Annotated in this window: 15 protein-coding genes; 6 read left to right on the top strand and 9 right to left on the bottom strand. The window is 41.5% G+C overall.

The features are described from left to right. Positions 1-2: 2 nt before the first annotated feature. On the bottom strand, positions 3-1,469 hold the full coding sequence (gene betB, locus N4T56_RS09470) for a betaine-aldehyde dehydrogenase (protein WP_261733061.1): 1,467 nt from the start codon (positions 1,467-1,469) through the stop codon (positions 3-5). After that, positions 1,457-2,065, bottom strand: a complete 609-nt coding sequence (gene betI / locus N4T56_RS09465) for a transcriptional regulator BetI (RefSeq protein WP_261733060.1) — start codon at positions 2,063-2,065, stop codon at positions 1,457-1,459. The genes betB and betI overlap by 13 nt, the downstream gene beginning before the upstream one ends. Before the next feature lie 554 nt (positions 2,066-2,619). On the opposite strand from betI, the gene N4T56_RS09460 reads away from it, so the two are divergent. Continuing rightward, positions 2,620-3,144 carry a NifB/NifX family molybdenum-iron cluster-binding protein gene (locus N4T56_RS09460; RefSeq protein WP_261733059.1) on the top strand — a complete coding sequence of 175 codons (525 nt, stop codon included), beginning with the start codon at positions 2,620-2,622 and terminating at the stop codon, positions 3,142-3,144. Here N4T56_RS09460 and N4T56_RS09455 read toward each other — a convergent pair. After that, the gene (locus N4T56_RS09455; RefSeq protein WP_261733058.1) at positions 3,141-4,463 is read right to left on the bottom strand and encodes a sigma-54 interaction domain-containing protein; all 1,323 of its coding nucleotides are present in this window, start codon (positions 4,461-4,463) and stop codon (positions 3,141-3,143) included. The genes N4T56_RS09460 and N4T56_RS09455 overlap by 4 nt on opposite strands. A gap of 239 nt (positions 4,464-4,702) precedes the next feature. Here N4T56_RS09455 and N4T56_RS09450 point away from each other — a divergent pair, with 239 nt between their 5' ends. The 4 genes from N4T56_RS09450 to N4T56_RS09435 all read left to right on the top strand — a co-directional run bounded on the left by N4T56_RS09450 (position 4,703) and on the right by N4T56_RS09435 (position 7,716). After that, positions 4,703-5,152 carry an NAD(P)/FAD-dependent oxidoreductase gene (locus tag N4T56_RS09450; protein WP_261733057.1) on the top strand — a complete coding sequence of 150 codons (450 nt, stop codon included), beginning with the start codon at positions 4,703-4,705 and terminating at the stop codon, positions 5,150-5,152. After that, on the top strand, positions 5,098-5,988 hold the full coding sequence (locus N4T56_RS09445) for an NAD(P)/FAD-dependent oxidoreductase (protein ID WP_261733056.1): 891 nt from the start codon (positions 5,098-5,100) through the stop codon (positions 5,986-5,988). The genes N4T56_RS09450 and N4T56_RS09445 overlap by 55 nt, the downstream gene beginning before the upstream one ends. After that, positions 5,985-6,623: a Tll0287-like domain-containing protein gene (locus N4T56_RS09440; RefSeq protein ID WP_261733055.1), complete on the top strand. Its 639-nt coding sequence runs from the start codon at positions 5,985-5,987 to the stop codon at positions 6,621-6,623. Before N4T56_RS09445 ends, N4T56_RS09440 begins: the two co-directional genes overlap by 4 nt. Before the next feature lie 226 nt (positions 6,624-6,849). Next, positions 6,850-7,716 carry an MBL fold metallo-hydrolase gene (locus N4T56_RS09435; protein WP_261733054.1) on the top strand — a complete coding sequence of 289 codons (867 nt, stop codon included), beginning with the start codon at positions 6,850-6,852 and terminating at the stop codon, positions 7,714-7,716. Between the two features lie 39 nt (positions 7,717-7,755). Here N4T56_RS09435 and N4T56_RS09430 read toward each other — a convergent pair whose 3' ends face one another. From N4T56_RS09430 to N4T56_RS09415, 4 genes are read right to left on the bottom strand one after another with little or no spacing between them, the layout of a single operon-like run. After that, the gene (locus N4T56_RS09430; protein ID WP_261733053.1) at positions 7,756-8,160 is read right to left on the bottom strand and encodes a rhodanese-like domain-containing protein; all 405 of its coding nucleotides are present in this window, start codon (positions 8,158-8,160) and stop codon (positions 7,756-7,758) included. A gap of 15 nt (positions 8,161-8,175) precedes the next feature. Beyond that, positions 8,176-8,925, bottom strand: coding sequence for a sulfite exporter TauE/SafE family protein (locus tag N4T56_RS09425; protein WP_261733052.1), 750 nt, complete (start codon positions 8,923-8,925; stop codon positions 8,176-8,178). A 16-nt stretch (positions 8,926-8,941) separates the two neighbouring features. Continuing rightward, the gene (locus N4T56_RS09420) at positions 8,942-9,811 is read right to left on the bottom strand and encodes an MBL fold metallo-hydrolase (RefSeq protein WP_261733051.1); all 870 of its coding nucleotides are present in this window, start codon (positions 9,809-9,811) and stop codon (positions 8,942-8,944) included. Positions 9,812-9,870: 59 nt separating this feature from the next. Next, positions 9,871-10,512, bottom strand: a complete 642-nt coding sequence (locus tag N4T56_RS09415) for a peroxiredoxin (protein WP_261733050.1) — start codon at positions 10,510-10,512, stop codon at positions 9,871-9,873. A 397-nt stretch (positions 10,513-10,909) separates the two neighbouring features. Between N4T56_RS09415 and N4T56_RS09410 the strand changes: the two genes are divergently transcribed. After that, positions 10,910-11,389: a hypothetical protein gene (locus N4T56_RS09410; RefSeq protein WP_261733049.1), complete on the top strand. Its 480-nt coding sequence runs from the start codon at positions 10,910-10,912 to the stop codon at positions 11,387-11,389. Positions 11,390-11,410: 21 nt separating this feature from the next. Here the strand turns inward: N4T56_RS09410 and N4T56_RS09405 are convergent, their stop codons facing one another. Next, positions 11,411-12,307: a homocysteine S-methyltransferase family protein gene (locus N4T56_RS09405; RefSeq protein ID WP_261733048.1), complete on the bottom strand. Its 897-nt coding sequence runs from the start codon at positions 12,305-12,307 to the stop codon at positions 11,411-11,413. 260 nt (positions 12,308-12,567) lie between these two features. Further along, complete coding sequence (locus tag N4T56_RS09400) at positions 12,568-14,643, bottom strand: M13 family metallopeptidase (RefSeq protein WP_261733047.1); 2,076 nt, start codon at positions 14,641-14,643, stop codon at positions 12,568-12,570. Between the last annotated feature and the right edge of the window lie 43 nt (positions 14,644-14,686).

Below are 14,686 nucleotides of genomic sequence, written 5' to 3'. Positions count from 1 at the left end.
CCTTAAAATGGGCTTTCAAGTGGCTGCATGCCAACATAAACAGCTTTGATTTGAGTGTATGCTTTTAATGTTTCGCTGCCGTTTTCGCGGCCGATGCCCGACATTTTGTAACCACCTACTGGCATTTCTGCAGGAGATGCGCCATAAGCATTAATCCAACAAATACCTGCTTGTAATTGATGTATTACGCGGTGAGCACGGGTAATGTCTTGAGTAAATACGCCAGCCGCAAGGCCTAAGTGAGTATTGTTAGCTCGTTGAATGACTTCTTGTTCATCTTCAAAGGTAAACACCGACATCACAGAGCCAAAAATTTCTTCTTTAGCAATGGTCATATCATCGGTGCAATCGGTGAAAATGGTCGGCGCAACAAAAAAACCAAGGGGCGCATTTTCTGGTTGCAACGCAGTGCCGCCTGTCAGTAGTGTTGCGCCTTCTTTTTTACCAATAGCGATATACTCAAGCACTTTTTGTTGATGACCTCGTGAGATCAATGCACCAAAGTTAGTTTCAGCATCCATGGGGTCGCCACACACAATATTGTTTTCTGTGCGTTGCTTTAAGCGTTCAATAAATGTGGGGTACATGTCTTTTTGCACAAATATACGTGTGCCATTGGTACACACTTCACCTTGAGTGTAAAAATTGGCTAGCATGGCAGCAGACACTGCGTTTTCGACATCGGCATCATTGAAGATAATTAACGGCGATTTACCGCCAAGTTCCATGGTGACTTCTTTTAAGGTGCTAGACGCGGCAGCCATCACTTTTGTGCCTGTGCCAACTTCACCAGTAAATGACACTTTAGCGATATCATCATGGGTGGTTAACCACGCACCCACACGACCGTCGCCTTGAACCACGTTAAATACGCCATTAGGTACGCCAGCTTGGGTGAAAATTTCTGCTAAACGCATTGCACCGCGTGGGGTTTCTTCAGAAGGCTTAAAAATCATCACATTGCCGCAAGCTAAAGCAGGAGCCGCTTTCCAACATGCAATTTGTAATGGGTAGTTCCATGCGCCAATACCGGCACAAATGCCTAATGGTTCGCGACGAGTGTAGTAAAAGTCTTGGCCAACAGGTTGTTGATTCCCTTCAATGCTGGGGGCAAGGCCCGCGAAGAATTCAATTGAATCTGCGCCAGTGACAATGTCGACCACTGAAGCTTCTTGCCAAGGTTTACCTGTGTCGAGTACTTCGCCCGCGGCAAGCTCATCATTGTGCTCGCGCAATAAGGCTACTGCTTTTAATAAAATACGACTGCGTTCCATTGGGGTCATTTTTGACCATACAGCAAAGCCTGCTTTTGCACTGTCGATGGCGGCTTGCTTTACTTTTTCGGTGGCGACTTCAACTAAATAACTCACACTGCCAGTAGCAGGGTTGATGACTTCGAAGGTTTCTCCGCTGCCATTTGAAATGTATTGACCATGCACATAATTTTGATAAGTGACTAACGCTGACATTCAATTTCTCCGTGTTGCACTAATACAGACTCTATAAAGGCTTTTGATAGCGTCTGGGCTTGCTTAAATTCTTCAGAGGGGTTGGTGCTTAACGCACTTCGTAACCAAAAACCGTCAATGATTGCCGCAGTTTGCTTGGCGGCATTTACTGCCTCAGCCTTAGGCAATAACTGTTTAAATGAGTAGAGCAGGTTGCTGTAAAGACGATGGTTATTAATGTTTTGCAATCTTGCCAATCCAGGGTCGTGCATGGCTTGAGACCAAAAGCTTAGCCATGTTTTAGTGGCCGCATTTGAACGTTGCAGCTCGGTAAAGTTGGCTTCGACTATGATCGACAAGCGCTCTGGAGCGGTTAACGATTTGCCTGACGTTTTTGCCAGTAAGGCTTGCTTTAATTCTTCTAATAAGAATTTTAGCGTGGCTTCGATTAACCCTTGTTTACCACCAAAATAATGACTGATGATCCCCGATGACATCCCCGCTAAACCACTAATCGTGTTGATGGTGGTGTGCTGTAATCCATGACGTTCGACAGACATTAACGTGGCATCGATGAGCTGTTGTTGTCTGACGTTTTTCATTGCAGGTCTTGGCATAAATAACTCCCTTTTTATCGCTTAAACGTTATTAATTGAACGTTCAATTAATAACGATCCTAATGATTAGGGTTCTAACTATCAAGTCTTTATTTGATCTAGATCATAAAAAGCACTCTTGGCAAACGGTTTTAAATTTGTGTTATAGCTAATAAGTTATTGTTAATAAAACGTTTATTTATATTGAACTTAACGAAATACTAAAGTAATTAATTTTTAATTCATTTTAACTGTAATGATTTTTAGCTATTGCTATTTAAGTCAATCTGGTAATGACATTAACTTAGTAACATGGCACTGGCTGCTAAGTTGTGAAGCATTAATTGGCATAATCAGTTAAGCGACTCGTTAAATTATGACTTAGTGAGTCAGCAGGCATGGGCAAAGATCACACTTAATAAAATATAATTGGCATATGCCATTAATAGGTGTATAAATAGCATATGCCAGTAATTTGGGGCTAATTAACAACCATGCTAATTAACCAGCGATCACTGATAAACTGAATAACACTCACAGAATAAAGCAGTACCAATACTGCAAGAGAGAATAAAATGATTACAGCCATACCGATAAAAGATGACCATATTGCCAGCCATTTTAGCCGTGCAGATAGCATGCTTATTATTAATGAACAGGCCGAAGTGATAGCGCGTTTTGCTAACCCAGCTTTAGCTGCTGGCTGTGATGGTAAAAAACAACTATTGAATTTGATTGTGACTCATGGCGCAGAGCGGGTTATTGTGCGAAATATTGGTCAACAATTACTGTCTAAAATACTGAATCAACAACTTAATGTATTTCATGTTAAAAATGGTCGTACGGCCATTGAAGATTTAGCCAGTGATCATTTACCACAATGTGAGCAATTTAGTGAGGTGACACAAGGCAGACCATCAATGAAGCATTTAGCTAAACAAGCCAATGGTGGTTGTTGCGATCATGAACATGGTGAAGGTGGTTGTCATGGTGGACATTGCGACTCCCACGAACATCATGCAAGTGATATTGAGCGACCAGAGGGCATGCACATGAAGCGGTGTTGCCAGAAAAAACATTCTTTATTACGTCACAACTAATTTGCTACAGGCAGTTTTAAGCCATAACGTTGCAATTTTCGGTATAAGGTTCGTACGCTCACATTAAGCATGATGGCTAATTCAGCAGGCGAACCTTGATATTGTTGGCAAACTTTAGACAAATATTCTGCTTCAACATCATCTAAACTGATCACTGCAGTGTCGACAGCCTGAGCCTGATTAACCGTTGTTGTTTTAGAATAGGTAATGCTCTCGGGCAGATCACTTCTGTGGATAATATCTTCGTTTGCTATTAACGCAGATTGTTCAATGATATTTTTGAGTTCACGAATATTGCCTGGAAACGGATACTGGCTTAATAGCGTTAATGCATTGTTGGAAAACTTCTTATGTTTGTATTCTGATAATCTTATAAAGTGATTGGCGAGGACTGGAATATCTTCCTGACGTTCACGCAGTGAGGGCAGGTAAATAGGAAAACCGGCTATTCGATAATAAAGGTCGCGGCGAAATTCACCTTTTTCGACTAAATCGAGTAAGTTTTTATGGCTGGCGCTGACTAATCTAAAATCGGATCTTTTTTGCTTTAATCCCCCCACGGCACGATAACATTGTGTTTCTAATAACCTGAGCAGTTTAACCTGCATATTCATTGGAATATCACCAATTTCATCAAAGAAGACTGTGCCGCCATGTGCGATTTCAATTAAGCCTTTTTTAGTAGTTGTTGCCCCAGTAAAGGCGCCTTTTTCATAACCAAATAGTTCGCTTTCAAATAAACTTTCGCTCAATCCGGTACATTCAATCACCACAAAAGGTTTGTCATTTCTGTCGCTTGCGGCGTGAACTGCTTTTGCCACAAGTTCTTTACCTGCGCCTGTTTCACCCTGTAATAACACGGCGATATTAGACTGAGATGCCCGATTAATTTTATTGAGCATCTGTTTAAATGGCGCTGACTGGCCAATCATTGTGTCTTTTTTAGACTCGGTGGATGCATAGTCAATAGCATCTAAAATCTCAAGAAAGCCCATGATTTTGCCGTTATCGTCTTTAATTGGTTTCATCAAAATATCGCAATACGATTTGCCATCAGTTGTATTGTGAATATGCACAGCATTTGCGGCTCGCGCAGTGTTTTGGCATTGCTGCAAGGGACATTGCTCTCCGTGTTTGTCGCAAGGCTCATTACTGTGGTGCGATATCTGATGGCAACGGCTTTGCCCTAATGTGACTTCAGTGTCATAGGTTTCGAGGTAGGCTTCATTTACCGCATGTATAACATAATCTGGCGTGATAAAGATGGCAGGTTTATCAATTGCATTGATCATCGACTGTACTACGGTAGTGTTTTTCATAAGGATAGGATCTTTTTACATAAGAATGTCATATTTATCTTCAAAAATGGCATTGAGTGTCATTTTTGTCAATTGTTTTCCCTAGCAGATTTAGATTAATTCTTGCAACATTTTTTAACTTATTGTAAATATTGATATTAATTTTATTTTGTGACGTGGCACAAGCTTTGTATAGCTTTACCTTACATCACTCTGCTGACAATAGCGTTTACAGAGAAGGTAATGGGAGTGTTAGTGCAATGGCAAAAATTGTAGTGCTAGGTGCAGGTACAGGTGGCATGCCTGCCGCTTATGAAATTAAACACCTGCTGGGTCAAGAGCATCAAGTGTTGATGGTCAATGAACGAGAAAATTTCCGCTTTATTCCTTCTAACCCTTGGGTAGCTGTTGGTTGGCGTGAGCCTGATGCGATAAGCATTCCTATTGCTAAACATTTAGCCAAAAAACACATTGATTTTATCTGTGCTTTTGTCACTAAAATTGATGCTGACAATAACCAATTGATCACCGCTGAACATGACGTTATCGATTACGATTATTTGGTGATTGCCTCTGACTCAAATTGGCATTTGATACAATTCCTGGGGCATATCCAGAGCACTTTACTCAGTCGGTGTGCTCTCTTGAACATGCATTGTCCTGTAAAGATAATATCGATGCACTCATTGCTAATCCAGAGCCTGTATTAGTGGGGGCATTTCAAGGTGCCAGCTGTTTTGGCTCTGCTTATGAATATGTGTTTATCCTCGATAAGGTATTACGTGATGCCGGCATACGAAAGCACGTACCCATCCAATTTATTACCAGCGAACCTTATATCGGGCATTTGGGGCTTGATGGTGTGGGTGATTCTAAATCGATGTTGGAATCAGCATTACGCCAACGAGATATAAAGTGGATATGCAATGCCAGCGTTGATTACATCGAAAAAGACATCATGCATATTGATGAGCTAGATCGTAAAGGAAATATCGATTTTAAATATTCACTGCCTTTTCATCATGCAATGTTTATCCCTCCGTTTGTGGGTATTGATGCAGTGGCAAATGTTGATGGGCTGTGTAATAAAAAAGGTTTTGTGATTACCGATGAGCATCAGCGCTCAACAAAATACAGTAACATTTTTGCGGGTGGCGTTTGTGTTGCTATTCCTCCTGCTCAAAGTACACCAGTACCAACGGGCATGCCGAAAACAGGCTATATGATTGAGTCGATGATGACCGCGATCGCACATAATTTACACAGTATTATCGTTAATAACGTTGAACCTACACATAAAGGCACCTGGAATGCCGTTTGTATCGCCGACATGGGCGACACCGGTGCAGTATTTATTGCCACGCCACAAATTGCCCCTCGCAATGTGTCTTGGTTTGCAACAGGAAAATGGGCGCACTTAGCCAAAATAGGTTTTGAAAAATATTTTCTATTGAAAATGAAGAGTGGAAGTAGCGAACCACTTTATGAAAAGTACGCCCTAAAACTAATGGGAATAACACGTCTAGAAGAGGATGAAGAGTCATGAAAAATAAACATAATGTAAAGCGTCAACGGGTTAAGTTAATCACCATAGGCACGATGACTTTATTGGCAAGCTTAAGCGCCAATGCTCAATCATTGTCAGAGCAACAACAACTTGAGCTAGAGGCGAACCAAAAAATTGCTGAGTTTAGCCAAGCGTTGAAAGGGCAATTACAAGCGGCAATAAAACAAGGTGGACTCCCTGCAGGCGTGTCAGTTTGTCAATCTGTTGCTCCTTCTATTGCAGTACAGAACTCAACTGATGGTTGGGTCTTAAAACGTACCAGCTTACGCATGAGAAACAGTAATAACAGCCCAGATGCATGGGAGTTAGCGCAATTAAATCAGTTTGAGCAAATAAAAGCTGCCAGTGTGCCGCAAACACACACTCCCATTGTGGCTAGCGAATATGTTGCTAAGGGGGATACCACAACCTTTAGGTATATGAAAGCCATACCAACCCAAGAGCTGTGCTTAGGTTGCCATGGTAGCAATATTACTCCAGAGCTAAGTACATTGATTAAACAAGCTTATCCAGATGATAAAGCGATAAACTTTGAATTGGGCGATATATGCGGTGCATTTTCATTGCAAAAAGTCATTGGCAATCAACAGCACAGTATCACCGCAAAACCTTAACAAGGTTTACGATTTATTATCGGGCTGGGATTAAAATGTTTGACTCATAGAGCATTTATCAATATTTTGCGGTTATGCAGACTCTTTGTTGCGAGGTTAGCCGCAGTTTATTGATGCATTATCATTTACTATTTTACTGACGTTAGCATCACCTCAACAGGTTCAACAAATAGGCCTAATGAGGACTTGCAAAAACATTGTGTATTTTGTTGTGAGTGTATAAGCCATGAGTAAAATCCGTATTGATCCATTTTATCATCAAGACAGCCAGTCAATTAGTTATGTGGTGACCGATCTTGCCTCACGACAAAGCGCGGTTATTGACCCTGTTTTAGATTTTGATATTTCGTCAGGTAAAATTACCACTGAGTTTGCCGACAGTATCATTGAGCATCTAGATAAAAATGGTTATGAACTTGAATGGATTTTAGAAACTCATGCCCATTGCGACCATATCTCTGCAGCCTGTTATATTAAACAACAACGAGGTGGTAATAGCGGAATAGGAGAGCATATTGTTAAAGTTCAGCATATGTTTAAGCGTATTCTTAACCTCGATGACAACTTTCATTGTAATGGTGAGCAGTTTGATCACTTATTTGCCGATGAAGAACTGATTAAACTCGGTCATTTAGATGTTCAAGTGATGCACACTCCTGGACATACTCCAGCATGTGTGAGCTATTTAATTGAAGATGCAATATTTGTCGGGGACGTGATAGCGTCACCTGACGTCGGTACCGTTAACCTAGATTTTCCCAATTGCAGTGTGACAACCTTATATCAATCTATTCAAAAGATATTGGCTTTACCCAACAGCACTCGTGTATTTGTGGGTCATAATCCACATTTAGCTCATACTCAAAACCCGATGTATGAATCGTCAATCATTGCTCAAAAACGCACCAATAAAGTGGTAGGCGGTAAGGTTGATTTACAAGAGTTTGTTAAGTTACATCAACAGCAACATCACAATGCCACCATGCCGCAATTACTATTGCCAGCGATACAACTCAATATAAGAGCGGGTCACTTACCACCGCCTGAAGGCGAAGATAATTATTTTCTCAAAATTCCAGTCAATCAATGGTAAAAAAATGAGCCCATTAAGGCTCATTCTATCAATTCATTTCTATGCTTTATGCGGTATCACTGGAAAACCATCTTGTTGCCACTGCATCATGCCGCCCGCAACCGATATAGGTTGGGTAAACCCCATATTTTGTAATGAGGCAGCAGCCAATGCCGAACGTCCACCTGTACGACAAATGAGATAGATTTCTTTATTCGCTAACTCGTTCAAAGCTAATTCCCATTCACAATGATGACTCACTGATGGATGCTCATGAATTTTCATTTCTAACACCCCGCGCGGTAAATTAATCGCGCCTTCTACATGTCCAGTCAAAAACTCTTCATGTTCACGCACATCAATAATAATCACTTCTGGGTTTAACATTGCTGATAACAATTGTTGAGTCGAGACTTCAATAATGTTGCTTTTAACTTCACTAATATATTGTTGTGCAGTTTTCATGTGTACCTCGTGAAACTAAATAATGGATTGAGTGGTAATAAACGTCGCCATTACCACTAAAAATACGGCGAATACTTTTTGTAAAATCGCTTTGGGGAGATATTGAGTGATTTTTCCTCCAGCTAGGCTGCCAATAAAGCCACCGCCAATCATGATGGCGATAACAGGCCAATCAAATTGCACGCCCTGAGCTGAAAATAAGCTGTAATACTTAATAAACCCGATAGAAGAGTTCATGGTGATAATTAATAAACTGGTGCCCACAGCTAATGTCATTTCAATACCGCCTAATAACACCAGAGCGGGGATAATTAAAAAGCCACCACCAACACCTACAAACCCGGTTACTACGCCTACTAATAAGCCTTGCAGTAATACATTTGTGAGAACCAATTTCCCTTGAGTGAGGCTGTTAGTATGTTTGCGCCACATCATCACTGCGCCAATCAGCATTAACGCAACAAATACACTGAGTTGAATTTGACTTGTTGCAAACGTGCTCATCCAAGCACCGAGATATGTACCCGCCATTCCTGGAAGGCCAAACATCAATACATGCGTCCAAGAAACCAGCTTTTGTTTAATAAAACTGATACTGCTAAATAAACTGATGGCGGCAACGATACAAAGTGACGATGCAATTGCGACTTCGGGCTGCATACCCACAAGGTATAACAGTACTGGCACCGTGAGTATTGAGCCACCAGAGCCCAGCATGCTCAATACTAAGCCAATCACTAACGCACCTAAAACAGCTTGTATCATATTGACAACCTTAGTTTTAAAGTAAGTTGATTGGTACTTTTAAGTACACGGTGCCATTGTCTTCAGGTGCGGGCATATTACCGGCACGAATGTTGACCTGAATTGATGGTAATATCAGTCTTGGCATGGGTAAGGTGGCATCGCGCGTTTGACGAAGCTCGACAAAATCTGCTTTATTTATGCCATTTTTAACATGGATGTTGTGTGCTTTCTGTTCGCCGACCTGAGTTTTAAATTGATGGCTACGACCCGCTGTAGGGTAGTCATGACAAACATAAATATCGGTTGAGTCTGGTAAGCTAAACAATGATTGAATCGAGTCATATAAGGTGTTGGCATCACCACCAGGGAAGTCGCAACGTGCCGTGCCGACATCTGGCATAAAGATAGTGTCACCTACAAAAGCTGCTTGCTCATTAATGACATAAGCGAGATCGGCTGGAGTGTGCCCTGGGGTATGCATGATACGAATGGCCATATTGCCGACTTGCAATAATTCGTTATGTTTGAATAATCGGTCAAACTGGCTGCCATTGGGTAAAAAATCACGTTCTAAATTAAAGACTTTTTTAAATGTTTGTTGTACTTGAGTGATATGTTCTCCAATACCAATTTGCCCACCAATTTGTTCACGAATATAACTGGCAGCAGACAAATGATCGGCATGTGCATGTGTCTCAAGTATCCATTTAACACTTAACTCTTGGCGTTTAACCCAATGTATCACTCGTTGAGCACTGCGAGTATCTGTTCGGCCAGACTTATAATCAAAGTCTAAAACCGGATCAATAATGACTGCAAAACGGGTGGCATTATCTGCAACCACGTAAGTAAATGTTTCGCTGTCATCATCTAAAAATTCATGAACGCTAAATGTTGAGTTCATTACAAACCTCCTTTACAAATGATGCACAGGGGTCGGGGGAGCCCCTGTGCAATAATGGTTTAAAGAGACTTCTTGCTGAAGTACCAATCAACGTAGTCGAATCCTTGTTCTAAACGTGCTTTTGCATCGGCTGTTGTTGCTGGTGGTGGAACAATCACGTCGTCACCAGGCTGCCAGTTTTCTGGGGTTGCTACCGCATTGGCATCGCTTGTTTGAAGTGCTTTAACTAGGCGTACAAATTCATCGACTGAACGGCCATTGCTCATTGGGTAGTACACCATCGCACGCAGTACACCTTCTGGATCGATAATGAATGTGGCTCTTACCGCAGCGGTATCACTAGCACCTGGTTGGATCATGCCGTATGCTTTGGCCACTTCCATTGATAAGTCAGAAATGATTGGGAAAGTAATTTCAACACCAAAGTTCTCTTCAATGTTACGTACCCAGGCAATGTGAGAGTGGATACTGTCAATAGATAGGCCTAGTAGTTCAGTATTTAATTGCGCAAATTCTTCAGCTCGTTGTGCAAATCCCATAAACTCAGTAGTACATACTGGAGTAAAGTCAGCAGGGTGAGAGAATAAAACTAACCACTTACCTTTATAATCATTCAATGAACGCATACCGTGCGTTGTTTTAGTATTGAATGCAGGTGCAGGGCGGTTAAGTTGTGGAAACGATATGATTGATTCAGTCATGTTATTACTCCAAATGGTTTTAAATTAAGGATGTCTAAATCTGAAAACTAGATTACAAACATACTTTGTAATAGCAATGACTGAGCTAACTTTGAGTTTTTTCAACAAATGAGTTAATTAAATATCTAACCACTTGTTTTATATGAATAATGTATTTACGTTTTTTTATTAGTGTCATTGTTGATGTAATGTATTAGCAATAGGTAATGCATATGATTTGTCATAAATGTCTATTACTGTATTATTTGACTGTCATAAATGTCATTAAGTTGGTTTGCATTCATCAATGATGCAAACGTTACTGAGATGAACCGCAAAATGGTGACTAATCATAGAAGTTTAGATTATTGATTTGGTTAACCACTGTTTTTGAACGTTTTATTTTAAGGAGTATTTTGTGCAAAAAATTGGATTGGGTTTAGGGACGATATTAATATTGCTAATCAGTGGATGTTCATCTACTGACAAGCCCGAACTTAACGAAGTGATGAAAGTTGAACAACAGAACCCTTTGATGGTAAAAGATGCTTTAATTGCCACTTTCGTTAACGCGCCAAAGCCACAAGTCGGGACGTTACAAGAAGACGTTAAAAATGCGATATCATCAAATTCAGCGTTAATTATTCAACAAAGTAAAAAACTTATTGTTGCACGGTTTAATACCAAAGGTTCCCCAATAGAATCGATATACCAACATTGTGATTTAGCATATCATTTTTCATCATTAAAGTTTGCTTATAGCACTATGTCACTGGAGATTGTCGTTCAATCGTTATTGAAGCAACTAAAGTGGATTAAATATAGGGTAGCTGGAGGTATTAGCCTCCAGCCCCACTCAAACCAGCTTACTACTCAGCAAGCGGCGGTGCACTTCTGACCAAGGCTCTGGTGAGCTTTTTTATTCCAGGCTTTCTCGCCATCTTGCCAGCGTGTTAATGTGGCTCGGGTAAATGCCACAACATCCACCGATAATGGTTGCTCCTAATTGATGCCAGCACTTGGCAAACTCAAGATATTCGTTCTCAGAAACATGACGTAACGTTTGAAAGGTGCCATTGGCTTGATGCCCCGATTTGATTGGCGTAAAACTGTTTGCAAAGACACCAATCGCGAGCGTTTTATTGTGTTGCGCTAATACCTGTACCACATCCTTAATGGCTTGCTCGATCACCTCTGGGATAGAACAGTTAAATAAAATCCCTGTTGCATTGGTTGCCAACAATGCCGCAACAGCATCGGTTAGCAACTCTCCTGAACGTAGTCGAACCGGCTGGTCAACTTCATCAATCAGAGTATAAGCTAAATAACAGGGTTTATCGGTCTTGGCTAGCACTTTAGCTATCACCTGTGCTTCAGCAATACTGGCAATTGTCTCTGCAAGCCAGATATCGACGTGCTTATCTTGAGAGTTAAATAAGGTAGAACAGATCTCATAGGCTCGCTTTGCCTCAAATAACTCGGGACGATAGGATCCTAAAGCAGGGGGGATTGAGCCAGCAACAAGTACCTCTTGTTGAGATTGAGCTACAACCTCACGTGCAATATTTGCCGCTTTTTCAGCAAGTGTTGCACCTTGCTCGGCATACAGTCCTTCACCTAAATGAAACGGTACACAGGCATAGCTATTGACGGTAATAATCTGCGCCCCAGCTTCGATAAAGTTTTGATGTGCTTGCGCTACAAATTGTGGGGATTCAATCAGTGCTTGCGCACTCCACAGTGGTTGAGAAAAAGGCGCGCCGATACGTTTGAGCTCACGCCCCATACCGCCGTCTAAAATCGTCAGTGCTGTCATAATGGACTTCCGTACTACTCAATATCTACTCGGCATATTCAAACATAATATCTTCTTACTCAAAACGAAATCTTTTCACCATCGATATGATAATATTTCACTCCAATGGATATCCGCGAGATTATACAATGATATTGATGAAGTTGGCATTTAATGGCTGACAGCATCACAGTGCTAATTCAGCTACAAATGTAAAAAAGCCAATCATTATCTGATTGGCTTTTTTGATTGATAACGCAAATATCTAAGTCGATATTTGATTACCAAATACGCACGCGTTGATCTTCTGGTAAATACAGCTTATCACCGGGCTTTACATCAAACGCTTTGTACCAGGCATCGTGATTACGTGGTGCAAGTGCACGGTAACGACCTGGAGCATGAGTCCCTGCGCGTAATTGACTTAGCATGCTTTGTTCAGTGCGTTTTTCTTTCCATACCTGTGCCCATGCTAAAAAGAAGCGTTGATCGCCAGTGGTGCCGTCGATGATGGGGGCTTCTTTGCCATTAAGGCTTAACTTATAAGCGTGGTAGGCCATCGATAAACCACCCACATCTCCAATGTTTTCGCCAAGGCTGTTACGGCCATTCACAAAGTTTTCTGGGATGGGTTCGTACTGACTGTATTGCTGCGCAAGCATATCGGCTTTCGCTTCAAACGCGGCTCGGTCAGCATCGGTCCACCAGTTACGCTGAATACCATTGGCATCAGACTTTGATCCTTGGTCATCAAAACCGTGTCCCATTTCATGACCAATTACCGCGCCAATGCTGCCGTAATTGACTGCTGGATCGGCATTTGGGTCAAAAAATGGCGGTTGTAAAATGGCTGCCGGGAAGACAATTTCATTAAATGAGCTGTTGTAATACGCATTAACGTACTGTGGTGTCATGCCCCAACGGTTACGATCTGTTTTTTCAAGCTCTTTGGCGATACTGTCATTGCGGAAGAATTGACGAAGTTGCTTGATATTGCCCTGCAAATCATCCTTTTTAAGGTGTAAACCATCGTATTCTTGCCATACATCTGGGTAACCAATTTTAGGAGTAAAAGCGGCAAGTTTAGCGTGAGCATTCACTTTAGTTTCTTCGCCCATCCAATCTAAACCATCAATACGTTGGCCTAATGCGGTACGAAGATTTTCAACTAACTCAGCCATTTGATGCTTAGATGACTCAGGGAAATAGCGCTTAACGTAGACTTTACCAATCGCAAACCCCAGTGATTGAGTGCCTGACATTTGCTCAACCGCACGCTTCCAACGCGGGCGAGGCTCTTCTTGACCGTTTAACGTTTTACCAAAAAACGCAAAGCTGGTGTTAAAGATGTCTTCAGACAGTAATTCTGCGTTATTAGTAATGGTGTGGAAGGTGAGGTAATCTTTCCATACATCAAGCGAGCCGGTATTAACCAGGTTGATCATTGCTTTAACCGGTTCTGGTTGAGCAATGTTGAGTTGCGGAACTTTATAACCCATTTGCTCAAAGAATATATCCCAGTTAAATCCAGGATAGGTTTTAGCTAAATCGCTGCGGTTAATTTGGTTTAAGGTTAAGTCACGGTTACGACGTTTTTCTCGTGGCCACTGGCCTTCAGCAATTTGAGTTTCTAAGGCTAATATCGCTTTAGCGCGTTGCTTACCATCTTGTATGCCTGCAAATTGCAGCATTTTCGCAATGTGTTCGACATAAGCTTCACGGATAGAAATAAAACGCTCAGTGTCTTCTAAATAATATGAACGGTCTGGCAAGCCTAAACCACCAGCGCCAATGGTTAATTCATATTGATCAGGGTCAATACGGTTAAACCACATACCACCACCGATAGGAGATGATGCACCCGTGAGCCATGCTTGGCCGAATACGCCTGTTAACTCATCGGTATTGTTGATGGCTGAGATTTGATCGAGTGTAGGTTGAATCGCACTGATGCCTTGCTTATTAATGGTGTCGGTGTCCATATAGGCATGATAAAAATCAGCAATCAGTTGCTCATCAGCAGATAAATTTTTGCGGCTGGCAATATCATCAATAATGGCTTTAACTTGTACTTCACTACGCTCGGCTAAGGCGGTAAATGCGCCATAACGGGTTTTATCTGCAGGCATTTCAAAATTGTCGTACCAATTACCACTTGAATACATAAAGAAGTCATCACCAGGTTTAACCGCTTCATTACGTGCAGTTAAGTCGACACCAAAACTACCTAATTCAGCTTTATCTGAGGCTGGCTCCGCAACGGGGGCGGTCACTTCTGTTGTGGTATTGGGGTTGTCGTTGGCACAGGCCGTTAATAAGGCGCTGGTTAACGCGATAGAGATCAAGGACTTTTTCATTGTAATCGTTTTTCCTTCTTTATAATCCAATGGTTGTTTGCAT

The organism is Shewanella phaeophyticola (genome assembly GCF_025398315.1).
GTDB lineage: Bacteria > Pseudomonadota > Gammaproteobacteria > Enterobacterales > Shewanellaceae > Shewanella > Shewanella phaeophyticola.
Note: the sequence above shows the minus strand (reverse complement) of the source record. Positions and strands in the feature narration are given on the sequence as shown.